Below are 23,637 nucleotides of genomic sequence, written 5' to 3' on the forward strand. Positions count from 1 at the left end.
AAATTTTAAAAATCTAAGTGTATAAAAATTAAGTTTTCTTTTTACTTAAAGGTGTCTTATATGATTTTATTACTAGTATTTTGAGTTAAATTTTCACATAGCTTTAAAAAATAAAATAAATTTAACATAAAATTATATTTTTTTATGACAAATTCATTTTTTTATGATAAATTTATGCTCAGAAATTATAAAAAGGAGATAAATATGGATTTGATATCCCAATTTGTTGCCTTTGTGAATAATCAGTATTATTCTATTTTAGTAATTTTACTTATTGTCACAGGGTTTTATTATAGTTATTTGACGGGTTTTGTGCAATTTCGAATGCTCCCTTATGTGTTTGATATCTTAACAGAAAAGCAAGAAAAGCATGAAAAACACCATATTACTCCTTTTCAAGCTTTGATGATTTCAACAGCTTCAAGAGTTGGTATAGGAAATATTGCAGGTATTGCGGTAGCTGTTGTTTTGGGTGGACCTGGTGCTTTATTTTGGATGTGGGCTATGGCATTTTTTGGTGGTGCCTCAGCTTTTGCAGAAAGCACTCTAGCACAAGTTTATAAAAGTCGTGATGGCAAAAGCTTTAAAGGTGGTCCTGCTTATTATATTAGTAAAGCCTTAAATTTAAAATGGCTTGGAGCTATATTTGCGGTGATTTTGATTATCACTTATGCTTATGGATTTAATGGTCTTCAAAGCCAAACTATGACTTCAGCATTTGAGTTTTACTATAAAGGCATGGTTGATGCTAGCGAAGTGAGTTTTGCTCAAAGTTGGTGGCCTATTGTAATAGGAGCAATTTTAGCTGTTTTTGCTGCTTATATGTTTTTTGGTGATCATACTAAAATAGGTAAAGTAAGCTCAGTTATCGTTCCTATTATGGCGATGATTTATGTAGGTTTATCTATCATAGCAATGTTTATGAATTTTGATAAAATTCCTGAAGTGTTTTCTATGATTTTTAAAAGTGCTTTTGATTTTGAAGCTATTTTTGGTGGATTTGCAGGTTCTGCTTTGGTTATAGGTATAAAAAGAGGATTGTTTTCTAATGAAGCGGGTATGGGTTCAGCGCCAAATGCAGCAGCTTCTGCTCTTACAACTCATCCTGCAAAACAAGGGGTTATCCAAGCATTTTCTGTATTAATTGATGTGATTATTTGTACAAGTTCAGGATTTTTAGTATTATTTTCACTTGCTTATGCAAATAATATCGGCGTAGATGGTAAGCCTATTTTAACAGCACTGCCTTTGGTGCAAGAATCCATGAAAGAATATTATGGAAATTTAGGTGTGCATTTTACTACTGTTAGTATAGTTTTATTTGCTATTACTTCTTTGATAGGAAATTATTATTACGCTCAAGCAAATATTAAATACCTTACTCAAAATCCTATTATTATTAATCTTTTTAAAGCAAGCGCTGTGCTTATGATTTTTATTGGTGCAAATATGGATTTAAAATTTGCGTGGGATTTAGCTGATACTACTATGGCATTTATGGCTACGATTAATATCATTTCTATTTTATTGCTTGGTGGTATAGTGAAAAAGGTATTAAAAGACTTTAGCGAGCAAAAAAGACAAGGTAGAGATCCGGTATTTAGTGCTTCAAAACTTGGTATTAAAAACGCAGAGTGTTGGGACTAATGATAGATTATATTATTATTACTTTGTTTGTAGCTTTTATGGTTTTTCTTGTGTTTGGTTTTAACCGCCAAATGCAAGAAAAAGCCAAACAAAGAGAAGAAAAACTAAAAACAAAGAAAGATTTTAAAAAAAATAGGTAAAATACACTAAAAATTTTTAAAAAAGAGTGTAAAATGAAATTGTTAATAGAAATAGGCACAGAAGAACTTCCTGCTATTCCTTTATTAAAAGAGCTTCCAAATATTACTAAAAAATGGGAAAAGATTTTACAAGAGTATCATTTAGAATCTGAATTTAAATTTTTCTATACTCCTAGAAGATTAGTTTTTATTCATGAAAATTTTAAAGAAAAACAAGATGATTCTTTTGTGGAATTTATAGGTGCACCTAGGGCGATAGCTTATAAAGATGGAAAGCTTACTCAAGCAGGGCTTAGTTTTTTAGAAAAAAGTGGTTTAAAAGAAGAAGAGCTTGAATTTAAAGAAATTAAAGGCAAAGAAGTCTTGTATTGTCAAAAACAAGCGCAAGGCTTACAAAGTAAAGCAGTTTTAGCTCAAATGATTGAAGCTTTCTTAAAAAGCTTGAGCTTTGGTAAAACTATGAGATGGGGTGATGGTAGTTTTGAATTTATTAGAGCTATTCGCTCGCTTTGTTGTGTATTAAATGATGAGTTGATTGAATTTGAAAGCTATGGTGTTAAAAGTGCAAAAAGTACTTTTGTACATAGAAGTGTTAGTTATGATTTGATAGCTTTTGCGAATATTGATGAGTATTTTAAAACTTTAGAGCAAAATTATATTATTTTAGATCAAGAACAAAGAAAAAAGCTTATCATTGAACAGTTAAAGATGCTTGAAAAAGAAAATGATATTACTATTGCAGAAGATGATGAGCTTTTAGCTGAGGTTGTAGCTATTACAGAGTATCCAAAGGCATTATTAGGGCATTTTGAAAAAGAGTATTTAGAAATCCCAAGTGAGGTAATCATCACTTCCATGAGAGAAAACCAACGCTATTTTGCAGTATTTAAAAACAATACTTTAAGCAATCATTTTATTGTAGTTTCTAATGCGGTTTGTGAGGATTATTCTAAAATCATTAATGGAAATGAAAGGGTTTTAAGAGCAAGATTAAGTGATGCGATGTTTTTTTGGAAAAATGACTTAGCACAGGGCTTAAATAATGATAAAATAAGCCAAATGGTTTATCTTGAAGGACTTGGAACCTTAAAAGATAAAATCATTAGAGAACAAAAAATCGCTGCTAAGCTTTGTGAGATTTTTGCTAATACCCAAAAAGATGAAATCTTAAAAGCCATAGAATACTCAAAAGCTGATCTAAGCACTCAAATGGTATATGAATTTACTGATCTTCAAGGTATTATGGGATCTTATTATGCTAAGGCTATGGGCATGAGTGATGAGCTTGCTTTAGCGATTAAAGAGCAATACCTTCCAAATGGCGATAATTCAGCTATGCCAAGTAATGAATTTAGTTCTATTGTAGCTTTAGCTTATAAGTTTGATACACTCATGGGGCTTTTTTCAGTGGGAAAAATCCCAAGTGGTACAAAAGATCCTTATGCTTTAAGAAGAGCAGCAAATGGTGTTTTAAAAATTATTCTAGCTTTAAATAAAAATTTTGATCTTAAGGTATTTTTAGAAGCAATAGCTAGTGAATATAAAAGCTTTGATTTGAAAATTTTATTAGACTTTATCTTAGAGCGTTTATATACTTTTTATGAAGTAAATGCTTCTTTTGTTAAAGCTGTGCTTAGCTCTAAAACTTATGATGTTATTTACATTGATTCTTGTATTAAAGCTTTGATTCAAAGCGCAAATAAGGCAGATTTTAGTCAAAATTTTGCTACTTTTAAGCGTTTAGCAAATATTGCAGTATTGAGTGAAGCTCAAGTTAATGAAAATTTGTTTAACACTCAAGAGGAAAAAGATTTATACCAAGCTTTTATGCAGTGTAAAACAAAAGAAAATAATACCCAAGAGCTTTTAGAAAGCCTTTTTGCGCTCAAACCACAAATTGATGCTTTTTTTGATAAAGTAATGATTAATGACAAAGATGAAAATATTAAAAACAATCGTCAAGCTTTAGTATGTGCAATCTATCGTGAGTTTTTAAAAATAGCTGATATTAAAGAACTTAGTGTATGAGAAAAATTCTTTTTTTACTTTGTTTTTTAGTGTTTGCATTAGAAGCTAGAGAGATTGAGCTTGTAAAAGGTCAAGTAGTTTTTTTAGAATTTGATAAAAGTAATTTTTTACAAATTAGCTCAAATTCTAAAAAACTTCCTTTTTTTGAGTATAAAAATAAAGTTATTGTTAGCATAGCTATGCCTTATAAAAATCCTAAAGATAGAAAATTAATAGCTGAATTTAAAGATAATTCCAAAGAAGAAATTAATATAAAATTTAGCGAAGGAAATTACAAAAAAGAATTTTTAAAAGTTAGTGCTTCTAAGGTCAATCCACCTAAAGAAACACTTGATCGCATTAGCAAAGAATACCAAGAAGCTATTAAGGTTTATAATACTTATACTAATACAGCTTTATTTGAAGGCAATTTTGCATATCCTTTAGAAAGTAAAATTACAAGTGCTTTTGGAAAAGCAAGGTTGTTTAATGATACTCTTAAAAGTTATCATAGCGGAACTGATTTTAGAGCAGCAAGTGGGACAAAAATTTATGCGAGTAATGATGGTATTGTAAGGATTGCTTCAAATCGTTACTATGCAGGAAATTCAGTGGTGATTGATCATGGATATGGGATTTATTCTCAGTATTATCATCTATCAAAACTTAATGTAAAAGTAGGACAGAAGGTAAAAAAAGGTGAACTTATAGGTTTGAGTGGAGCTAGTGGTAGGGTTACAGGGCCGCATTTGCATTTTGGAATTTTAGTCAATGGTGTGCAAGTTGATCCACTTGATTTTATAGCTAAATTTAATGCTTTATAATGATAGCTTTTAGTGAGTTTTTTCAAAATTGGATTGATAAATATTACTCCCAAGCTGTGAGTGTTGGCAAAAATGGAGATTTTTATACTGCAGTTAGTGTGGGAAATCTTTTCGGAACACTCTTAGCTAATCATTTTTTAAAACTTATAGATGATAAAAAGCTAATTTTACCGGTTGAAGTTGTAGAAATAGGAGCAAATGAAGGACATTTGATGCTTGATTTCATACAAGCTTTATACACACTTAGAGCTGATGTTTTAGAACAGATTGAGTGTTTTATCATAGAGCCACATGAAAAGTTAAGATGTATTCAAAAAAAACTTTTTGATGAGTATGATTTAGACGTGAAAATTTATAATTCTTTAGAGGAATGTCATTTTAAAAATGCCTTTTTTTATGCTAATGAATTATTTGATTGTTTTGCGTGTGAACTTATAAAAGATAGAACAATGGCATATGTTGACGATGATTTAAACATTGTTTTTAAGCCTATAAATGAAGATCTTTTAAAAGAATGTGAAAAATATTCTATCACTAATAGTGAGCTTTGTATTTCTTATAAACCTTTTTTATCCAAATTAAAACAAACTTGCGAAAAATTAACTTTTGCATGTTTTGATTATGCAAAAAAAGAAGAAAAAATTAGTATTAGAATGTATAAAAATCATCAAGTATATAATCTTTTTGAAGAGAATTTAAAAGATTTTTTTGCTAAAAGTGATATTACATATAATGTAAATTTTGACCATTTTTTACAAGTTTTAAAAGAAGAGGGCTTTGAAGTGTTAGAATATAAAAATCAAAATCAAGCCTTAATTGACTTTGGTTTGGAAGAAATTATTGAGCAAGCTAAAAATGCTAACTCTCAAATTTATAAAAACTTTATCAGCCAAAGTAAAAATTTGATGTTTAACTTTGGCGATAAATTTAAGTTTTTAGAATTTAAGATTTAAAATCACTGCTTGTAATATCAAGTCCAAAACCTTTTAAGCCTATAAATTCTTTATCGGTATTTTGACTTAGAAGTTTGATTTTTGAAATTTTTAAATACCTTAAAATTTGCGCTCCTATGCCGTAATTTTTAAATTGTGTGTTTTCTTGTTTTTCATTTTTCATGAAAATGATTACACCGCCTTTTTGACTTAAAAATTCAATCTGTTTTAATAATTCATTGAATTTATTAGAAGTTAGAAGCTCAAAGTCACTTCCACTAAGATAAAATTTAACATTCTCGCATTCTTTCAAAGTGCCAAAGCTAAAAGCTATATGTTCATTTTCATTATGATCTTTAAAAGTCATTTTTTTAGCTTTAAAACCTGCTAAAATACTTTCTTCTTCTTTGATTAAAGAAATCAAACTTTCATTTTTTAAACGATACTCGATTAAATCTGAAATAGTAATCATATTAATAGCGTGTTTTTTGCAAAACTCAAGCAAATCACTTCTTCTAGCCATATCTCCATTATCTTTAACAATTTCACATATTACACATGCTTCTTTTAATCCTGCCAAGCGACATAAATCCACTGTTCCCTCGGTATGGCCTGTTCTTTCTAAAACTCCGCCTTTTTTTGCTATCAAAGGATTAATATGGCCAGGACGTACAAAATCACTTGCATTTGCATTATCATCAGCAAAAATTTTAATCGTCATATCCCTTTCATAAGCACTTACTCCTGTTGTTGCATTTTTTGCATCGACAGTGATGGTAAAAGCTGTTTCGTGATTTGACGTATTTTTAGGTACCATTAAAGGTAGTTCAAATTTTTTAGCTAAGTTTTCACTCAATGCTACACACACTACACCTCTTGCATGAGTAATGGCAAAATTTACTTTTTCTTGTGAGCTAAATTGTGCAGGGAAAATCAAGTCTCCTTCATTTTCTCTATCTTCTGCATCTACCATTACTAACATCTTGCCATCTTGAAGTTCTTTTATAGCTTGTTCTACACTAATATATCCCACTATTAATCTCCTTTTTTTCTATTTTTAAGAAATTATATAACATTTTTCTTGACATTATGTAAAAAATAATATATAATACCACTTTTAATTTGAGAATTACTTCATTTATTGGGGTATCGCCAAGCGGTAAGGCAACAGGTTTTGGTCCTGTCATTCAGGGGTTCGAATCCCTTTACCCCATCCACTTCATATGATGCCGCGAAGTAGAGCAGTGGTTAGCTCGTCGGGCTCATAACCCGAAGGTCGGGAGTTCAAATCTCCCCTTCGCAACCAATATTTTATAAATAGTTTTTTAAATAATTTGAGTTAGCTACAGAAAAGTCTAATCAGTCTTACTTTAATGATTTTCATTAGTCTCTTGAGTATTTTTATAATTTAATTAAACATGTTAAAAATTTTAAATTACTTTAATACAAAATACACGAAACAAGAATATAATTTAAAAAGTTTTAATAAAATGGTATTTTCTTTATAATTAGAAAAAAATACGAGATAAAATAAAATGGTGGATTTAGCAGGACTCGAACCTGCGACCAACCGGTTATGAGCCGGTTGCTCTAACCAACTGAGCTATAAATCCGCCAGAAGTTAAAATAAAAATGTTATTATATCTTTGTTTCCTTAATTTAAATTTAGAATTTTATTTTTACCGCTTTTTCTATTGCTAAATATCTAAAGGTTATTAAATTTTGTAAAATTCCAAAGAAAATCATAAAAGTAGCAAAAGAACTCCCCCCATGACTAAAAAATGGCATAGGTATACCAACAACAGGAGCAAAACCTATGGTCATTGATATGTTTACTGCTACATATATAAAAATAAACAAAGCAATGCAATTTGTCACCACTCTTGTAAAATAATCATCTTTGAGCTTATAATTTAAACTCAATAAATGAAAAATGAGTAAGGTATAAAGTAGTATAATTACAACTGCACCGATAAAACCAAATCTTTCAGACAAATATGCAAAGATAAAATCACTCGTAGAAATAGGTAAAAATTTAAAATGTGTTTGTGTAGCTTCATCTGCTTTTTTTCCGCTCAAACCACCGCTTCCTATAGCGATGATGGATTGTTTTACATGGTAACTTGGCTCTTCAGCTAAGAAATCATGAATTCTTTGTTTTTGATAAGGCTTTAAAAAATCACTATAAATAATAGGTGAGGCTATGGCTATAGCTAAAAAAATACTAAGCCAAATTTTATAATTTACTCCTATGATAAAAAGCGTTCCAAAGCCTACTATTAAAAGCACTAAAGCTGTTCCCAAATCAGGTTCTCCTGCTATAAGCAAAAACGGAAGCAAAATATAAAAACTTAGCTTTAAAAATTGTTTTAAGCCATAGCCATTAGGTGGTGGAGGATTTTGATAAATCAAATAAGCTAACATTAAAATAAAAGAAGGTTTAAAAATTTCAGAAGGTTGTATGGTAAAATGTGTAAAAGGTATTTCAAGCCATCTTCTAGCTCCAAGTTTTTCAACACCAAAAATATCCACACTCAAAAGCAAAGCTATATTAATCCAATATAACACAGGTATAAGCCACATTAATCTTCTTAAAGGTAAAAAGAAAAAAAACGCAAATCCTGCAAAACCCACTAAAGTATAGATAAATTGTTTTTCAGCTAAGCGTGTATTTGCTTCATAAATTAAAAGAAAAGATATAGCTATGATAGGCAACACTAGAAGAGGTTGAACAAAATCAAAATGCGTTAGAATTCTTCTATCAAGTTTTATCAAAGCTATCCTTTTTTACAAAATATTATGTAATTATATGCTAAAATTGCAAATTTTATCACAAGGAAATATAATATGCTAAAAATTTCATCACTTTGTGAAGAAAGATTGGATATTTTTTTATCAGATATACTTAAACAAAGTCGTTCACAAGTTGCTAAACTAATTAAAGAAAATTGCATATATATTAATGAAAAAATAGAAAATAAAAGTTCTAAAAAAATAAAACAAAAAGATGAAATAAGTATTTTTTTGCCTTTAATAAAAGAAGCCAAAGAAAGCTACACACCTGAGTTTGATATAGAAATTTTATATGAAGATGATGATGTTTTAGTTTTAAACAAAGCTCCTAATGTTGTTGTGCATGGTGCAAGCAGTGTTAAAGAAGCGACTTTGGTGGATTGGCTTTTGCATAAGGGTTATGCTTTATCAAATTTAAATGGAGAGCATAGAGCAGGGCTTGTGCACAGGCTTGATAAAGGCACAAGCGGAGCTATCATCATAGCTAAAAACAATCAAGCACATCAATTTTTAGCAAATCAACTTTTAGATAAAAGTATGGGAAGATTTTATCTTGCTTTAAGTGAATTGCCTTTGAAAAACGATAAAATGAGTAATGAAAAAGCCATTATGCGTTGTCCTAATAATAGGCTTAAAAAAATCACTACAAATACCAAAAATCCTTTAGCAAAAAATGCAAAAACAGATTTTATAAATTTATTAAGTGCTAAAAAATGCTCTTTAATAGCTGCTAAGTTATACACAGGAAGAACCCATCAAATCAGAGTGCATTTAGCAGATTTTAATCGTTATATTTTAGGAGATGAATTATACGGATATAAAGGAAAAATAAAGTATAATAGAGTAATGCTTCATGCGTATTTGATTTATTTTATTCATCCTAGGACTAAAGAGTTAATGTTTATAAAAGCTCCTATGTTTGATGATTTTTATCAAATTTTAAAAGAAAATTTTACACAAGGAGAGATAGATGAAAAAACTTCACTGGATTATCTTAAGTTCTGCTTTGGCTTTTAGTGCTTGTAGTACAACTATGAGTTCGCCTCAAATTGCTCAAGTAAATGATACTTTACCAAAAATTTCAAGCATTAAAAGTATAAGTGATATTACAAGTATAGCTTTTGAATGGGAGCCTTTGTATGATCAAAATATAGCAGGCTATTACATTTATAGAGCAAATGCAGCTGGTGCACCTATGGAGCTTATAGCAAAAATTAAAAATAAATTTCAAACTCATTATACTGATACAAATTTAGAGCCAAATACAAGATATTATTATTCTATGAAAACCTTTAATGAGCTTGGACAAGTTTCTCAAGATGGTGTGAGTATAGAAGCTTTTACCAATAGAGTGATTGATCCAGTGCCTTTTGTGCAAGCTATCGTGGGTTTGCCAAATCGTGTAAAAATAGTTTGGAGACCACATCCTGATGTAAGAGTAAATTCATACATCATTGAGCGTGCAAATATGAAAGATATGAAATTTAAAGAATTAACTAGGGTTAAAAATCGCTTAAGTGCTGAATATATAGATGATTCACTAAAACCTGATGAAAGTTTTCAATATAGAATCATAGCTTTAACTTATGATGGTATTAAAAGCACTCCAAGTAAAATAGTTGAATCAACCACCAAAGCGCTTCCTCCTATGGTAAGTAATTTACAAGCAAGTAAAGACGCACCAAGAAAAATTATTTTAACTTGGGATAAAATTGATTATGCTGATTTTGCTTATTATAAAATTTATTCAAGTTCAACTACTTTTTTACCTTTTAGTGTGGTAGCTAAAACTTCTGAAAATACTTATGAAGATGTGGTTAAAGGTGTGGCTGAAAAAAGATATTATAAAGTTAGTATGGTCGATAAAGATGGCCTAGAAAGTCCTATAGCAAGTGAGCCTGTGGAAGGTATTACCTTAGGGGCACCACTAGCACCAAGTATTGTTTTGTGTGCTGTTGAAGATGATGGCATTAGAGTTGAATGGGTTGATAATGATGATAGAGCTAAAGAATACATAGTTAAAAGAAGTGGTGGTGGAAGTAATGCTGTGTTTAAAGAGATTAAATCTAAACAATTAAAAGATATTACCGCAGCTCCTGGAAAAGTATATAGTTATGAAGTTATAGCAATTGATGTAAATGGTATAGAATCAAAAGCTTCTGATAAATTTACAGCGGTGAAATAATGCCAAATTTTAAGTGTAAAATTTTAAAAGAAATTCAACTTCCTTTTGAAAAAGAAGAGGTTGAATTCTTATGGTCTGCTAAAGGCGAAAATGTTGATTTGCTTTTTACGCGTATAAACCAAGAAAAATTTTTTTTACAAATTAAAAAAGATGAAAAAAGTCAAGAATGGCTTATAAAGGGTGAAAAACATACTAAGCCTTCGCAAATTGGGTATTTGCAAAAGGCTTTACTTGTATTTAAAGAAAATTTTACTCAAGATGTAGTTTGTGAAGCTGTGGCGCTAAAACACACAAGGTTAATCCAAAAAACACCTTTAATTGCTAATGATTTAAAAGAAATTTTAGAACAAATAAAAAATAAAAAACAAATTTATATTGAAATAGGTTTTGGAAGCGGTAGACATTTGCTTTATCAAGCTAGGCAAAATCCTAATGTACTGATAATTGGTATAGAAATTTACACTCCTGCATTAGAACAAGTAGCTAAACTTGCTTTAAGTGAAAATTTAAACAATGTTTTATTAATAGAAACTGATGCAAGATTGTTATTAAGCGTACTTGAATCTAATCTTGTGGATAAAATCTTTTTGCATTTTCCTGTTCCTTGGGATAAAAAGCCTCACCGTAGAGTTGTGGGGTTAAATTTTGCAAATGAATGTGCTAGGGTTTTAAAAGAAGATGGTCAATTTGAACTAAGAACAGATAGCTTTTTGTATTTTGATTTTACTTTGGAGACTTTTTTAACTTTTTCACATTTAAAAGCTTTGATCAAAAAAAATGAAAATTTAGAAATTTCAAGCAAATATGAAGATCGCTGGAAAAGACAAAATAAAGATATATATGATTTAATCATTAGTGGTTTTAGCAAGAGTGAAAGTTTAAGTAAGGATCAAAAATTTGCTATTGAAGATCTAAGATTAAACACAGAAGAACTAGCTTGTATAAAAAAGAATTTTAAAAATGAAGTTTTTAAAGGTGAAGATTTTTTCTTGCATTTTGAAAAAATGTATATTAAAGATGATGAGCTTATCGTTAAAATAGCTTTTGGCGCTTTTTATAAGCCTGAGCATGTTTATATAGCTTTAAATACGCAAAAGATAGAATTTATTTTTGAACAGCCTTTTAAAACTAAAGAAAATTTAAAAGCTATAGAAAAATTAAGAGAAATATTGTATTCTTATATCAAATAATATTTATAAAATAAATAAGGAAAAAGTAGTGATGATAGAAGCTAAAAAGCTTTGTCTTGGTTATGATGAACTTGTTATAGAAAATGCTAGTTTTTCGCTAAAAGATAATGACTTTGTTTTTATTACAGGAAAAAGTGGTAGTGGAAAGTCAACTTTGTTAAAATCTTTCTATGGAGATTTAGAGCCAATAAGCGGGAATTTAAAGGTTTGCAATAATGATTTAATAGATATTTCTAACGCTGAGCTTTTGCAGCTTAGGCAAAAAATAGGAATTATTTTTCAAGATTATCGTTTGGTGCAAGAATTTAGCGTAGAAAAAAATGTAATGCTTCCTTTGATGATTAAAGGTTATAGCAAGAATGTATGTAAAGAACAAGCTGCAAAGCTTTTAAAGCATGTAAATTTAACTTTCAAAGCTGATAAAAAGCCAGCTCAACTTTCAGGTGGAGAGCAGCAACGCGTGGCTATGGCAAGAGCTTTGGCACATAATCCAAAATTGCTCTTATGTGATGAACCAACAGGAAATTTAGATGAGTATTCTTCAGACATTATATGGACTTTATTAAAATCAGCTAGGGAAATACTTGGAACTTGTGTGGTAGTTGTTACGCATAGAATTCCTACTAATTTAAGGCTTGATTATCGTCGTTTTAATATAGAAAATGGGAGAATGAATGAAATCTTTTAAAAATCATCTTTCTTTAATATTTGCTTTAATGGTAATGATGTTTGCTTTTGAGTTTTTAATCATTACAAACAAAACTATAGAGCATTATGAAAAACTTTTAAATAAAGATTATAATATTATTTTAGTAGGAAAAACCCATTTGGATAAAAAAAGCATAGAAGATCAAGTAAGTTATTTTCAGTCTTTAGAAATTTTAAATCCAAATGAAATGATAGATAGACTTAAAAATGATATATCAGCTAAAAATATAGAGGTTTTAAAGGCTACATTGCCAAAATTTTATACTTTAAAACTTAATAAGCTTTTATCAGAAGATGAGTTAAATGCTTTAAAAGATAAGCTTTTAAAAAATCCTAATATAACTAAAGTAGAAACTTTTGCAAAAACACATACAAAAATTTATAAACTTTTAGTTTTAGTGAAATTTTTATTATGGTTTTTCTTGTTTATTATAATATTGCTTAGTTTTGTATTATTGCTTAAACAAATGAAAATTTGGCTTTTTGAGCATACTCAAAGAGTGGAAATCATGTGTTTGCTTGGAGCGCCATTTTGGTTTAGATCTTTTATGCTTTATAAGATAGTTTTTATTGATTGTTTTATAGCATTTTTATTGCTTGTATTATTTTTTACTCAAGTTTATGATCTTGAATCCATTAAACTAGCTTTGCAAAGTGTGGATATTAGCTTACCTAAAATAAGTATTTTCACGCATTTGTTTTTGATTTTTTTAGCAATGCTTTGTGTTTGTTTTGCTTGTGTGAATTTTGTAATGTTTAAGGTCAGAAAATGAAAAAATGCTTTTTGCTTTTTTTATTTTCTTTTTCTATTTTATTTGCAAATGAAATTGCTCAAAAACAAAAAGATATTAAAGAAAATGAACGCATAGTAAAGCAACTTTCTAAAAAGTTAGAGGATTTAGCAAGTGAAATTTTAGATAATGAAAAAAATTTAAAAAAAATTGCTTCAGAAATTAGTGCTTTAACTTCAAAAACTTCTAAGCTTGAAAGCTCAGTAAAAACTCAAATAAAAGCACTAGAACAACTTAATATGCAAAATAAAGATCTTTTACAAAATAAAAATAAAATCGAAGGAAAGATAATCGATTTAATTGCTAAAGATTTTGCTTATGATTTAGCAATTCCTAAAAACTATATCGAAAGCGAAGATAGTATTATAGCTTTAGAATTAGTTGGAGTTTTGGATAAAATTTTCAAGGAAGAATTTTACCAAATTTCAAAAGATTATGAAGATATAAGTAAAAAAATAGAAGAAAAACAAACACAAATCACTACAATTAATAGCAATTTAAAAGTTTATAAAGATCAAATTGATGAGCTTAAAAATCTTAGAAAAAAGCAAGAGCAAGAAATAGCTAAACAAAAAACTGATAAGGAAATTTATACTAGAAAACTTTCTAATTTACAAGCCCAACAACAAGAATTAAGAAAAACACTTAATAAATTAAAAATTATCAAAGAAAAAGAAGAAGAAAAATTAGCACAAAAAAAAGAAGATAAAAAGCCAAATTCAAACATAAAACAAGTGGGTTCAAGCTATCAAACAAGCAGTGTCAAGCGCTATAGTGGTCCTAAGACAATCGCCCCTTTAGAATCTTACACAGTAAAACAAAAATTTGGAAATTACATAGATCCTATTTATAATATTAAAATTTATAATGAAAATGTAGTTTTAAAAAGTGATAGCGCTAATGCTGCAGTGAGAAATGTTTTAGATGGTAAAGTGGTTTTTGCAAAAGCAACTCCAACTTTAAAACAAGTTGTGATTGTCGAAAATAAAGATGGTATACATACTATTTATGCACATTTAGATAAAATTGCACCTGGGGTTAAAGTGGGTAGAAATATTAAAAAAGGTTATATTATAGGCAGGGTTGAGAGTGATTTAACTTTTGAAGTAACACAAAAGAATTTTCATATTAATCCTTTAGAAATGATTAAATAAATTAGTTTTTTTTAATGCGAATTTTGATATAGTTTCAAATCAAAGGAGAAATTTAATGAACAATAAAAGAAAAAGAGTATTGGTTAAATTTTCTGGGGAAGCTTTGGCTGGAGAAAATGGGTTTGGTATAGAAAATTCTATTTTAAAATACATAGCTTCTGAAATAAAAAGCTTAATTAGTGAAAATGTTGAAGTAGGTATAGTAATAGGCGGTGGAAATATCATTAGAGGGGTATCTGCTGCAAGAGATGGACTTATAAAAAGAACAAGTGGCGATCATATGGGTATGCTTGCTACTGTGATTAATTCTATAGCTATGCAAGAAGCATTAGAAAGTGCTGGACTTGATGTAAGGGTTCAAAGTGCTATCCAAATGGAAGCATTTTGCGAAACATATATTATGAGAAGAGCACATAGACATTTAGAAAAAGGACGTATAGTTATCTTTGCTTGTGGTACAGGTAATCCTTATTTTACTACAGATACTGCTGCGACTTTAAGAGCGGTAGAAATTCAAGCAGATATGATTATTAAAGCGACTAAAGTAGATGGAATTTATGATAAAGACCCTAAAAAATATGATGATGCAATTATGCTTAATGAATTAAGCTATGAAAGAGCTTTACATGATAATATAAAAGTTATGGATGATACCGCAATAGCCTTAGCTAAAGATAATGCTTTGCCTATTGTGGTATGTAATATGTTTAAGGAAGGAAATTTATTAAAAATCATTCAAGGCGATATGAGTTTATGCTCTATTGTTAAAAATCAAGATTAAAGGTAAAAAATGAGAGTAGAACAAATAGCTGCAAAAGCATTAAAAAAACTAAAAGATGATAGATATAAACTAGCTCTTGTAGTAGCTAAAAGAGCTGAAGAGCTTGCAAATGGTGCAGAACCTTTGGTAAATTTAGATAAAAATAAATACAAATATACCGACATTGCTTTACATGAAATAGCAGAAGATAAAATCGTTTTAGAGGGATTTATTGAAGCTAGTAAATGATGAGTTATTGTTAGATAAACTTGTTGATGATGTTAAAAATTGTAAGGATTTACAAAGAGCGAAAGAAATCCTTTTTATGGTCTTCCCACAATCTACTGTTTTAGAAAAAGCGGTGGATTTTTGTATTCAAAAACACGAAGGGCAATTTAGAAAAAGTGGAGAGCCATACGCGGTTCATCCTATATTAGTGGCTTCTTTTGTGGCTTTTTTAAGTCCTGTGCAGTCTATGATCATAGCTGCATTATTACATGATATATTAGAAGATACAAATTGCAATGAAGAGGAATTAAACACAAATTTTGGTGAAGAGGTAACCAAATTAGTTCAAGGTTTAACTAAAATAGTTAGCATTAGAGAAGATCATCTTACACGCTCTAATTCTAATGAAAAACTTGCAAAATCCGCTTTGACTTTTAGAAATATGCTTTTAGCGGGTGTTGAAGATGTTAGCGTGCTTGTAATAAAGCTTTGTGATAGATTGCACAATATGCTTACTTTAAATTTTTTAAGAGAAGATAAGCAAAAAAGAATCAGCGAAGAAACCTTGGTGGTATATGCACCTATAGCTCATAGACTTGGAATTTCAAGTATAAAAAATTTACTTGAAGATTTAAGTTTTAAATTTTTACTACCTGATGAGTATGCACAAATTGATAATTATATCAATGCAAAAGATCAACAAATTCAACTTGGATTTAATGAATTTATTTCAAAAATAGAAATGTTATTTTTAGAGAATGGTTTTAGACAAGGTAGTTTTGTTATACACAAAAGAATTAAACATAATTATTCTATTTATTTAAAAATGCAAAGAAAAGGCGTAGGACTTGATGAAGTTTTAGATCTTTTGGGTGTAAGAATTTTGGTAGAAAAAGTTTATGATTGTTATTTGGCTTTAGGAATTTTACATACGCATTTTAATCCTTTAATCTCAAGATTTAAAGACTATATAGCTCTGCCAAAACAAAATGGTTATCAAACTTTACACACAACACTTTTTGATGCAAAAAATATCATTGAAGCTCAAATTCGCACCTTTGATATGCACAAGACTGCTGAATTTGGCGTGGCAGCACACTGGAAATACAAAGAAGGAAATATAACAACACCAAATTTAGATTGGCTTGCAGATATTTCCATGCATGGCAAAGAAGAAGGAAATAATATACAAGATTGTGATGCTATTGAGCTTTATGAATATGCAAAAGATAGTTTATATATAGAAGATATAGCGGTGTATTCTCCTAAAGGTGAGATTTTCACTTTGCCGCGTGGAGCTACGGCTTTAGACTTTGCATATGAGGTTCATACTAAAGTAGGGCTTCATGCAAAAACAGCTTTTGTTAATCGTATGAGAGTGCCGCTTTTAACTGTGTTAAAAAATGGAGATATAGTTAGTATAGAAACTTCAGAGGAAGAATTTTTTAGATGTTCTTGGATAGATAGTGTTAAAACAGGAAAGGCTAGAGCTAGCATAAGAGATTTTTGTAAACAAAAGAAAAAAGAATTAAATAATAAAATTGCTATAAATCTTTTATCTACAGTATTTAATAAAGATTCTAAGCTTATAGAAGAGTGGCTTGAAAAAGAAAAATTTAATAAAAAGCTCAGACAAATTGCTTTGGATTTTAACTATTTTAAAGAAGTAATTATAGCTCTTAGGAAATATGTGGGACAAAATCAAGCAGCTAAATTTGAACAAAATGAGCAAAAATTTGAAAGTATAGTGGTAGGTTCTAATTATAAAATAACTACGATTAATTTTGATTATTGTTGTAGACCTAAAAGAGGAGATGAAATCATTGCTTTTAGACACTCAACTGGCGCAACAATACATCATAAACTTTGCGAGCAAGCAATGAAAATGATAGAAGATAATAAAGAAATGGTTTTTGTTTCTTGGAATGATAGTTCGATAAAAAGTTACAAAATCATCGTTTCTATAGAAAATAAAAAAGGTTCTTTAGCAGATTTTCTAACTACTTTAGCTAAAATGCAAATTAATGTTTTAAGTATTAATTCAGCTGATTCAGAGCCTGTGGTGGCAAATTATTTTGAAGTGCAGGTTGAATTACCTAATAATGTAGATGTTGAAAACGCAAAAGAAAGATTAAAATCTAGATATAAAATTTTAGATTTTACATCTTTAAATGATGCGTATAATAATCACTAAAAAAGGTTTTTTATGGATATTAATGAAATTATTAAAGAAATTAAACGAGGAATAGCAGAAATTATTGATGAAGAAAGATTAGTTTCTTTAGTAAAAAATTACTATGAAAAAGGTGAAAATTTTTTTGTAAAGGCTGGTTTTGATCCTACGGCTGCTGATTTGCATTTGGGTCATACTGTGGTTTTGAGCAAGATGGCTTTGCTTCAAAAACATGGAGCTATAGTGCAGTTTTTAATAGGCGATTTTACTGCTCAAATTGGAGATCCAACAGGAAAAAGTGCTACAAGAAAAAAACTTGATAAAGAAGAAGTGCTTAAAAATGCCAAAACCTATGAAGAACAAGTTTTTAAGATTTTAGATCCAAGTAAAACTCAAATTCATTTTAATTCTAAGTGGCTAAATGAGCTTGGTGCTGCTGGTATAGTAGAACTTACTTCAACTTTTAGTGTTGCTAGAATGCTTGAAAGAGATGATTTTACCAAGCGTTTTAAAGAACAAAGTCCTATATCAATTTGTGAATTTTTATATCCACTTTTGCAAGGTTATGATAGTGTTGCTTTAAAAAGTGATATAGAAATGGGCGGAACGGATCAAAAATTTAATCTTTTAATGGGTAGACAGCTTCAAAGAGTATATAATTGCCAAAAAGAGCAAGCGGTGATGATGTTGCCATTGCTTGAAGGCCTTGATGGTGTAAATAAAATGAGTAAAAGCTTAGGAAATTATATCGGTGTAACAGAAAATGCTAAAGATATGTATGCTAAGGTTTTGAGCATAAGTGATGAGTTGATGTTTAGATATTATGAGCTTTTAAGTGAAAAAAGTTTAAATGAAATTTCACAAATGAAAGATGATATTAAAAATGGCTCATTGCATCCTAAAAAAGCTAAGGAAAATTTAGCTTTAGAAATAACAGCTCGTTTTCACTCAAATGAATATGCTTTAAAAGCTAAGGAAGAATTTGACAAAGTCCATAGCGCAAAAGAGCTTCCTAGCGATATGCCAAGTTTTACTTTAGAAGGTAGTATTTGGCTTGCAAAAGCTATAGTAGAGTGTAAAATGGAAAGTTCTACTTCAGCTGCTAGAAGATTGATTAATTCTAATGCGGTAAGTATTAATGGAGAAAAAGTTCAAGATGAACAATACCAGCTAGAAAGTGGTGAATATATTATACAAGTTGGAAAAAGAAAATTTGCAAAATTAAAGGTAATATAATGAGTTTTAAAGCTTTAAAAATTGGAAAGCATGAGATAAAATATCCTATTTTTCAAGGTGGAATGGGGCTTGGTATAAGTTGGGATAAGCTTGCTTCTGCAGTTTCTTTAAATGGTGGTTTAGGGATTATTTCTTCAGTGGGAACTGGGTATTATGAAAATAGAACACATATAGATAAAGAACTTAATGCAAAACCCTATGGTAGCGATAATTTTTATTCAAAAGCAGGTTTAAAAGCTTTGATAGATAATGCTAGAAAGGTTTGTAAAGACGCACCTTTGGGTTGTAATATTTTATATGCAAGTAATAATTATGCGCAAATTGCACGTAATGCCTGTGAAGTTGGTTTTAATGTAATAGTTTCAGGAGCAGGACTTCCTACAAATTTACCTGAATTTACACAAGATTATCCTGATGTTGCTTTGGTGCCTATTGTATCATCTGCTAAGGCTTTAAAAATTATTTGCAAAAGATGGCAAAGCAGATACAATCGCTTACCTGATGCAGTTATAGTTGAAGGACCAAAAAGTGGAGGACATCAGGGTTTTACTTATGAGCAATGTTTAATGGATGAGTATCAACTAGAAAATGTAGTGCCACAAGTTGCGCAAGAAATTAAAAACTGGGGAGATATACCATTAATTGCTGCAGGCGGAATTTGGGATAAGCAAGATATAGAAAAGATGATGTCTTTAGGAGCAAGTGGCGTTCAAATGGGAACTCGTTTTATAGGAACTTTTGAATGTGATGCGAGTGATGATTTTAAACAAGTATTGCTAGATTGCAAAAAAGAAGATATTGAGCTTTTAAAATCTCCAGTTGGCTATCCTGCAAGAGGAGTAAGAACTAATCTTTTAAATTTAGTTGATAAAAGAATGGGGCCAAAAATTTCTTGTGTAAGTAATTGTGTTGCACCATGTGGTAGAGGTAAGGAAGCTACTAAAGTGGGCTATTGTATAGCAGATAGATTATATGATGCTTGGAGTGGCAAAAAAGAAACAGGCTTATTTTTTACAGGGGCTAATGGATATAGACTAGATAAGCTTATTAGTGTAGAAGAGCTAATGAAAAAATTAGTTAATGGTGAAGATGCTTAGAATATTTTTTATTTTTTTATTATCATGTCTTAGTGTTTTTGCTAATGCAGAAGTTAAGAAATTTGATCAAAATTTTTTAACTTCTAATTCAGAAGAAAAATTACAATTACACCAGCAGTTAAAATCTTTGTATATACAAAGTGTGATTAATGATAATAATGAAGAAAAAAATGAGATTTTAAAAAGATTAATCATAAGTTCAAATTCTTTAGGTTTTGATGATAAGGCTTATGTACAAGAGCTTAAAGAAAGTGGAGTAAGCGAAGAAGAAATTTCACGTTTAAAAAATGCTTTAAAGGTCATACAAGATCAAAAAATAAAAAAAGAACAAGCAAAAATTGAAACTAATACCACAGCTTCTACTAATAAAAAAGAAGATAAAAAAGAAGATAAAAAAGAAGATAAAAAAGAAGATAAAAAAGAAGATAAAAAAGAAGATAAAAAAGAAGATAAAAAAACTCCGGCGCAAAAAGAGCTTTTTGTGCTTGATGTTAAAAAATTAGATAATGGTATCTTGCTTGATTTAAGTGAAAAAATCAGCCAAAAAGACATTAAAAACTTTACTCTTAAAGGTGATAAGAATTTTCGTTATGTTGCAGATTTTGATGGAATTTTAAAAGGACCTAAGAGAACTTTTGAATTTAAAGATTTTGATATTATCGTGTCGCAATTTAACCCAACAAGTATGCGTTTGGTCTTAAGCTCAAAAAAAGAATTAAAGATCAAAATAGAGCTTAAAGATCAAAGTCTTTTTATGGGGCTTGAAAAAGTAGAAAAAAAAGAAGAACCCAAACCTATAGTTAAAAAGCAAAATGAAGTTAAAAAAACAGAAGCAAAAAAAGAAGTTATTAAAAAAGAGCCTTTATATATTTTAAAATCAAGTAAAGATAAAAACGGTGTTAGTTTAAAATTAAACAATGATATTGATATTGAAGATATTAAAATTAATTCTTTTAAAGATGGTAAAACATATCGTTCTATTGTGAGTTTTGAAGCCATTCTAGAAGGTGATAGAAAAAAAATTGATATTAACAAAAATCAATTTATTACAATAGTGCAGTTTAATAAAACCACAGTAAGAGTTGTTTTAAATTCCACTAGTGATTTTAAAGCTAGTCTTGATTTGGACGATGATGAGTTGTTTATAGGTTTTGAAAAAAAGATTAAAAAAGCATCGACAAAAACTACCTCTAAAACAACAAAAGTTACTATTAAAAAGTCAGGTAAAATCATAGTGATTGACCCAGGTCATGGAGGTAAAGATCCAGGTACTTTGGGTGATAAGGGAGTTAGAGAAAAAGATGTGGTTTTAAGTGTGGCCTTAAAACTTGGAAATGAACTAAAAAAAAGAGGATATAGAATTTATTACACAAGAAGTACGGATAAATTTATAAACTTAAGAGATAGAACTTCTATGGCTAATGAAAAAATGGCAGATTTATTTATTTCTATCCATGCAAATGCAGCTCCAAATAAACAAAGAGCTAAAACTCTTGAAGGTATTGAAACTTTCTTTTTGTCGCCTGCAAGAAGCGAAAGAAGTAAAAAGGCTGCTGAACTAGAAAATCAATCAGATTTCGAAGAGATGAATTATTTTTCTAAGCAAACCTTTTTAAATTTTTTAAACCGTGAAAAAATCGTTGCTTCAAATAAATTGGCTATTGATGTACAAAAAAGTATTTTGAGCAATGTAAGAAAAAAATATAAAGTTGTTGATGGCGGGGTTAGAGAAGCTCCTTTTTGGGTTTTAGTGGGTGCACAAATGCCTGCTATATTGATTGAGACAGGTTATATTAGTCATCCTGGTGAAAGAAATAGATTAACAAATAAGAATTTTCAAGAATTATTAGCTATTGGTATTGCTAATGGTATAGAGAGTTATTTTTATAAAAATCAATGAAAAAAGCAAATATTATCATTAAAAACAATGCGCCTTTTTCTTTAGATTTTGATGATTATTATTTTAATTCTAGCGATGGTTTAAGCGAGAGTGAATTTATCTATACTAATGCTTTTGAATTTCAAGCAAAACAAACTATCATTGCAGAACTTGGTTTTGGCATTGGCTTAAATTTTTTCCTTACTTTAAAGCGTTTTATAAAAGAAAAAAAAGAGAATCAAAGACTATTTTATCTTAGTTTTGAAAATTTTTATATAGAAAAAGATAAATTAAGAGAAATTTATAAAAACCTTGGTTTTTATGAGGAATTTAAAGAGTTTTTAGAGCAGTTTTTAAAATTTTATCCCCCATGTAGAGATGGAGTTTATAGATTTTATTTTCAAGATTGTTTTTTAGATTTGGTATTTGGTGATGCTAAAGAAAAGTTGCAAAATTTAGATTTTAAAGCTGATGTTTGGTATTTAGATGGTTTTGCACCTGCTAAAAACCAAGAGATGTTTGATGAGGATGTTATAAACAAAGTTGCTAAAAATTCAAAAATAAGTACCAAGATTTTAACTTTTTCTTCCGCAAGCGTTTTAAAAAAAGCTTTGATTAATAATAATTTTCAAGTGCAAAAGATCAAAGGTTTTAGAAAAAGAGAAATGATACAAGCTGTTTTTAATGGCCTTGGTTTTGAAGATAAATTTGCTTATTTTAACACTCCAAGTTTAAAAAAAGAGATTCAAAAAATAGCTATAATTGGAGCAGGTATAGCTGGAGCGAGTATAGCTTATGAGCTTTCTTTAAGAAATATTCAAGTAGATGTTTTTGAAAAAGAAAATTCATTAGGTAAAGGTGCTTCTGGAAATATCAATGGAATTTTAAGTTCTTTGATTTTAAAACCAGATGTTTTACTGGGCGAGTTTTCACAATATGCTTTTTTAGAGGCAAGTAGATTTTATAGGCAAATTTTAAATTTAACTCCACAAGGGGTTTATGAATTTGCTCATAATGAGCTTATGCAAGAGCGTTTTAATAGTCAAAAAGATAATGTTTTATTTGAAATTATCAATAATCAAGCTTTTTTAAAAGATGGAGCATGTATAAGTCCACAAAAAGTAGTAAAAGAGCTTTTTAAAAAAAGTAAAGCTAATGTTTTTTTTGAGTATGAATTTAAAGATTATTCTTATGAAAATGAAAAGTTTTCTTTGCAATTTAAAAATCAAAAAAAATTAAAAGATTATGATGTGTTAATTTATGCTCAAGGTGCTGGTGTTAAGCAATTTTTAGAGTATAAATATATGAAATTAAGCAGTGTTAGAGGTCAATGTACTCACTTAAAACCATTTTTAAAAAATATTCATGCTCTATCTTCAAAAGGTTATATTTGCCCTATCAATGAAGAATTAAATTTGCAACTTATTGGTGCAAGTTATAATAGGCTCAATCAAGATACAATGCTTTTGAAAAACGATGATTTGCAAAATATTGAAAATATAAAAGAGTTTTTACATGATGAAAATTTAAAAATTATGGGTGGAAAAGTAGGATTTAGATCATATTCTAGTGATAGATTTGCTATAATAGGTCAAGCCTATGATGAAAATTTTTATATGCAAAATTACAAAGCACTTTTATGGCATAAAAATAAAAGTCAAGTAGCACCAAATGAATTTATTCCTTTGTATTTTTCTATCGCTCATGGATCCAGAGCTTTTGCTAGTGCTATTATTGGAGCTAGAATGCTTAGTGCATTAATCTTTGATGAGCCAAAAATAGAAAAAGATTTTTTGCACGCTACTCATCCTGCAAGATTTTTAATACGTCAATTAAAAAAAGGAAAACAATAATTTTATTTTCGCTTTATTTTTAAAAATATAATTATATATT

Annotated in this window: 20 protein-coding genes and 3 tRNA genes; 20 read left to right on the plus strand and 3 right to left on the minus strand. The window is 29.2% G+C overall.

Annotation, left to right across the window (positions count from 1 at the left end):
- The first annotated feature begins 204 nt into the window (after positions 1–204).
- From CAMP5060_RS01480 to CAMP5060_RS01500, 5 genes are read left to right on the plus strand one after another with little or no spacing between them, the layout of a single operon-like run.
- Complete coding sequence (locus CAMP5060_RS01480) at positions 205–1,647, plus strand: alanine/glycine:cation symporter family protein (RefSeq protein ID WP_047208171.1); 1,443 nt, start codon at positions 205–207, stop codon at positions 1,645–1,647.
- On the plus strand, positions 1,647–1,787 hold the full coding sequence (locus tag CAMP5060_RS01485) for a hypothetical protein (RefSeq protein WP_214126181.1): 141 nt from the start codon (positions 1,647–1,649) through the stop codon (positions 1,785–1,787). Before CAMP5060_RS01480 ends, CAMP5060_RS01485 begins: the two co-directional genes overlap by 1 nt.
- Before the next feature lie 33 nt (positions 1,788–1,820).
- Positions 1,821–3,815: a glycine--tRNA ligase subunit beta gene (gene glyS / locus CAMP5060_RS01490; protein ID WP_337217783.1), complete on the plus strand. Its 1,995-nt coding sequence runs from the start codon at positions 1,821–1,823 to the stop codon at positions 3,813–3,815.
- Entirely contained in the window at positions 3,812–4,618 is an 807-nt protein-coding gene (locus CAMP5060_RS01495) for a M23 family metallopeptidase (RefSeq protein ID WP_214126185.1), read from the plus strand. The genes glyS and CAMP5060_RS01495 overlap by 4 nt, the downstream gene beginning before the upstream one ends.
- Before the next feature lie 2 nt (positions 4,619–4,620).
- Positions 4,621–5,571, plus strand: a complete 951-nt coding sequence (locus CAMP5060_RS01500) for an SAM-dependent methyltransferase (RefSeq protein WP_337217810.1) — start codon at positions 4,621–4,623, stop codon at positions 5,569–5,571.
- Here CAMP5060_RS01500 and CAMP5060_RS01505 read toward each other — a convergent pair.
- Complete coding sequence (locus CAMP5060_RS01505; RefSeq protein ID WP_214126189.1) at positions 5,561–6,583, minus strand: bifunctional 3,4-dihydroxy-2-butanone 4-phosphate synthase/GTP cyclohydrolase II; 1,023 nt, start codon at positions 6,581–6,583, stop codon at positions 5,561–5,563. The two genes, CAMP5060_RS01500 and CAMP5060_RS01505, sit on opposite strands and share 11 nt — an antisense overlap.
- A gap of 109 nt (positions 6,584–6,692) precedes the next feature.
- On the opposite strand from CAMP5060_RS01505, the gene CAMP5060_RS01510 reads away from it, so the two are divergent.
- Together CAMP5060_RS01510 and CAMP5060_RS01515 are read left to right on the plus strand one after the other, a co-directional pair.
- Positions 6,693–6,767 (plus strand) — tRNA-Gln (locus tag CAMP5060_RS01510).
- Between the two features lie 13 nt (positions 6,768–6,780).
- Positions 6,781–6,856, plus strand: a tRNA-Met gene (locus tag CAMP5060_RS01515).
- Between the two features lie 230 nt (positions 6,857–7,086).
- On the opposite strand, the gene CAMP5060_RS01520 is transcribed toward CAMP5060_RS01515, so the two are convergent.
- Together CAMP5060_RS01520 and CAMP5060_RS01525 are read right to left on the minus strand one after the other, a co-directional pair.
- Positions 7,087–7,163, minus strand: a tRNA-Ile gene (locus tag CAMP5060_RS01520).
- 52 nt (positions 7,164–7,215) lie between these two features.
- Positions 7,216–8,325 (minus strand): FtsW/RodA/SpoVE family cell cycle protein, encoded by a 1,110-nt coding sequence (locus tag CAMP5060_RS01525; RefSeq protein WP_087700555.1) that lies wholly within the window; start codon positions 8,323–8,325, stop codon positions 7,216–7,218.
- A 72-nt stretch (positions 8,326–8,397) separates the two neighbouring features.
- Between CAMP5060_RS01525 and CAMP5060_RS01530 the strand changes: the two genes are divergently transcribed.
- Genes CAMP5060_RS01530 through mnmC form a run of 13 tightly spaced genes read left to right on the plus strand, consistent with a single transcriptional unit; the run spans position 8,398 to position 23,597 of the window.
- Complete coding sequence (locus CAMP5060_RS01530) at positions 8,398–9,360, plus strand: RluA family pseudouridine synthase (RefSeq protein ID WP_214135856.1); 963 nt, start codon at positions 8,398–8,400, stop codon at positions 9,358–9,360.
- A complete protein-coding gene (locus CAMP5060_RS01535) occupies positions 9,314–10,528 on the plus strand; it encodes a fibronectin type III domain-containing protein (protein ID WP_337217784.1) in 1,215 nt (404 codons plus the stop codon). The genes CAMP5060_RS01530 and CAMP5060_RS01535 overlap by 47 nt, the downstream gene beginning before the upstream one ends.
- On the plus strand, positions 10,528–11,718 hold the full coding sequence (gene trmB, locus CAMP5060_RS01540) for a tRNA (guanosine(46)-N7)-methyltransferase TrmB (RefSeq protein ID WP_337217785.1): 1,191 nt from the start codon (positions 10,528–10,530) through the stop codon (positions 11,716–11,718). The genes CAMP5060_RS01535 and trmB overlap by 1 nt, the downstream gene beginning before the upstream one ends.
- A 31-nt stretch (positions 11,719–11,749) precedes the next feature.
- Positions 11,750–12,406 carry a cell division ATP-binding protein FtsE gene (locus CAMP5060_RS01545; protein WP_087700559.1) on the plus strand — a complete coding sequence of 219 codons (657 nt, stop codon included), beginning with the start codon at positions 11,750–11,752 and terminating at the stop codon, positions 12,404–12,406.
- Positions 12,393–13,199 (plus strand): ABC transporter permease, encoded by an 807-nt coding sequence (locus tag CAMP5060_RS01550; protein WP_087700560.1) that lies wholly within the window; start codon positions 12,393–12,395, stop codon positions 13,197–13,199. Before CAMP5060_RS01545 ends, CAMP5060_RS01550 begins: the two co-directional genes overlap by 14 nt.
- On the plus strand, positions 13,196–14,371 hold the full coding sequence (locus CAMP5060_RS01555; RefSeq protein ID WP_087700561.1) for a murein hydrolase activator EnvC family protein: 1,176 nt from the start codon (positions 13,196–13,198) through the stop codon (positions 14,369–14,371). The genes CAMP5060_RS01550 and CAMP5060_RS01555 overlap by 4 nt, the downstream gene beginning before the upstream one ends.
- 55 nt (positions 14,372–14,426) lie before the next feature.
- The gene (gene pyrH / locus CAMP5060_RS01560; RefSeq protein ID WP_214100059.1) at positions 14,427–15,152 is read left to right on the plus strand and encodes a UMP kinase; all 726 of its coding nucleotides are present in this window, start codon (positions 14,427–14,429) and stop codon (positions 15,150–15,152) included.
- A gap of 9 nt (positions 15,153–15,161) precedes the next feature.
- Entirely contained in the window at positions 15,162–15,380 is a 219-nt protein-coding gene (locus CAMP5060_RS01565; protein ID WP_039618002.1) for a DNA-directed RNA polymerase subunit omega, read from the plus strand.
- Positions 15,364–17,553 carry a RelA/SpoT family protein gene (locus tag CAMP5060_RS01570; protein WP_337217786.1) on the plus strand — a complete coding sequence of 730 codons (2,190 nt, stop codon included), beginning with the start codon at positions 15,364–15,366 and terminating at the stop codon, positions 17,551–17,553. Before CAMP5060_RS01565 ends, CAMP5060_RS01570 begins: the two co-directional genes overlap by 17 nt.
- A 12-nt stretch (positions 17,554–17,565) precedes the next feature.
- The gene (gene tyrS / locus CAMP5060_RS01575; RefSeq protein ID WP_337217787.1) at positions 17,566–18,768 is read left to right on the plus strand and encodes a tyrosine--tRNA ligase; all 1,203 of its coding nucleotides are present in this window, start codon (positions 17,566–17,568) and stop codon (positions 18,766–18,768) included.
- Positions 18,768–19,865 carry a nitronate monooxygenase gene (locus tag CAMP5060_RS01580; RefSeq protein ID WP_087700564.1) on the plus strand — a complete coding sequence of 366 codons (1,098 nt, stop codon included), beginning with the start codon at positions 18,768–18,770 and terminating at the stop codon, positions 19,863–19,865. Before tyrS ends, CAMP5060_RS01580 begins: the two co-directional genes overlap by 1 nt.
- Positions 19,858–21,765, plus strand: a complete 1,908-nt coding sequence (locus tag CAMP5060_RS01585) for an N-acetylmuramoyl-L-alanine amidase (RefSeq protein WP_442863344.1) — start codon at positions 19,858–19,860, stop codon at positions 21,763–21,765. The genes CAMP5060_RS01580 and CAMP5060_RS01585 overlap by 8 nt, the downstream gene beginning before the upstream one ends.
- Positions 21,762–23,597, plus strand: a complete 1,836-nt coding sequence (mnmC, locus tag CAMP5060_RS01590; RefSeq protein WP_337217789.1) for a bifunctional tRNA (5-methylaminomethyl-2-thiouridine)(34)-methyltransferase MnmD/FAD-dependent 5-carboxymethylaminomethyl-2-thiouridine(34) oxidoreductase MnmC — start codon at positions 21,762–21,764, stop codon at positions 23,595–23,597. Before CAMP5060_RS01585 ends, mnmC begins: the two co-directional genes overlap by 4 nt.
- Positions 23,598–23,637 lie beyond the last annotated feature (40 nt).

The sequence above is a fragment of the Campylobacter sp. 1569 genome, from assembly GCF_024723675.1.
Taxonomy (GTDB): domain Bacteria; phylum Campylobacterota; class Campylobacteria; order Campylobacterales; family Campylobacteraceae; genus Campylobacter_D; species Campylobacter_D jejuni_C.

Bases quoted from the DNA above. Each gene is read 5' to 3' on its own strand.
- mnmC (WP_337217789.1), top strand. From the start codon at position 21,762: ATGAAAAAAGCAAATATTATCATTAAAAACAATGCGCCTTTTTCTTTA.
- glyS (WP_337217783.1), top strand. From the start codon at position 1,821: ATGAAATTGTTAATAGAAATAGGCACAGAAGAACTTCCTGCTATTCCT.
- CAMP5060_RS01480 (WP_047208171.1), top strand. From the start codon at position 205: ATGGATTTGATATCCCAATTTGTTGCCTTTGTGAATAATCAGTATTAT.
- CAMP5060_RS01545 (WP_087700559.1), top strand. From the start codon at position 11,750: ATGATAGAAGCTAAAAAGCTTTGTCTTGGTTATGATGAACTTGTTATA.
- CAMP5060_RS01565 (WP_039618002.1), top strand. From the start codon at position 15,162: ATGAGAGTAGAACAAATAGCTGCAAAAGCATTAAAAAAACTAAAAGAT.
- CAMP5060_RS01495 (WP_214126185.1), top strand. From the start codon at position 3,812: ATGAGAAAAATTCTTTTTTTACTTTGTTTTTTAGTGTTTGCATTAGAA.
- CAMP5060_RS01485 (WP_214126181.1), top strand. From the start codon at position 1,647: ATGATAGATTATATTATTATTACTTTGTTTGTAGCTTTTATGGTTTTT.
- CAMP5060_RS01550 (WP_087700560.1), top strand. From the start codon at position 12,393: ATGAAATCTTTTAAAAATCATCTTTCTTTAATATTTGCTTTAATGGTA.
- CAMP5060_RS01535 (WP_337217784.1), top strand. From the start codon at position 9,314: ATGAAAAAACTTCACTGGATTATCTTAAGTTCTGCTTTGGCTTTTAGT.
- pyrH (WP_214100059.1), top strand. From the start codon at position 14,427: ATGAACAATAAAAGAAAAAGAGTATTGGTTAAATTTTCTGGGGAAGCT.
- CAMP5060_RS01530 (WP_214135856.1), top strand. From the start codon at position 8,398: ATGCTAAAAATTTCATCACTTTGTGAAGAAAGATTGGATATTTTTTTA.
- trmB (WP_337217785.1), top strand. From the start codon at position 10,528: ATGCCAAATTTTAAGTGTAAAATTTTAAAAGAAATTCAACTTCCTTTT.
- CAMP5060_RS01585 (WP_442863344.1), top strand. From the start codon at position 19,858: ATGCTTAGAATATTTTTTATTTTTTTATTATCATGTCTTAGTGTTTTT.
- tyrS (WP_337217787.1), top strand. From the start codon at position 17,566: ATGGATATTAATGAAATTATTAAAGAAATTAAACGAGGAATAGCAGAA.
- CAMP5060_RS01555 (WP_087700561.1), top strand. From the start codon at position 13,196: ATGAAAAAATGCTTTTTGCTTTTTTTATTTTCTTTTTCTATTTTATTT.
- CAMP5060_RS01580 (WP_087700564.1), top strand. From the start codon at position 18,768: ATGAGTTTTAAAGCTTTAAAAATTGGAAAGCATGAGATAAAATATCCT.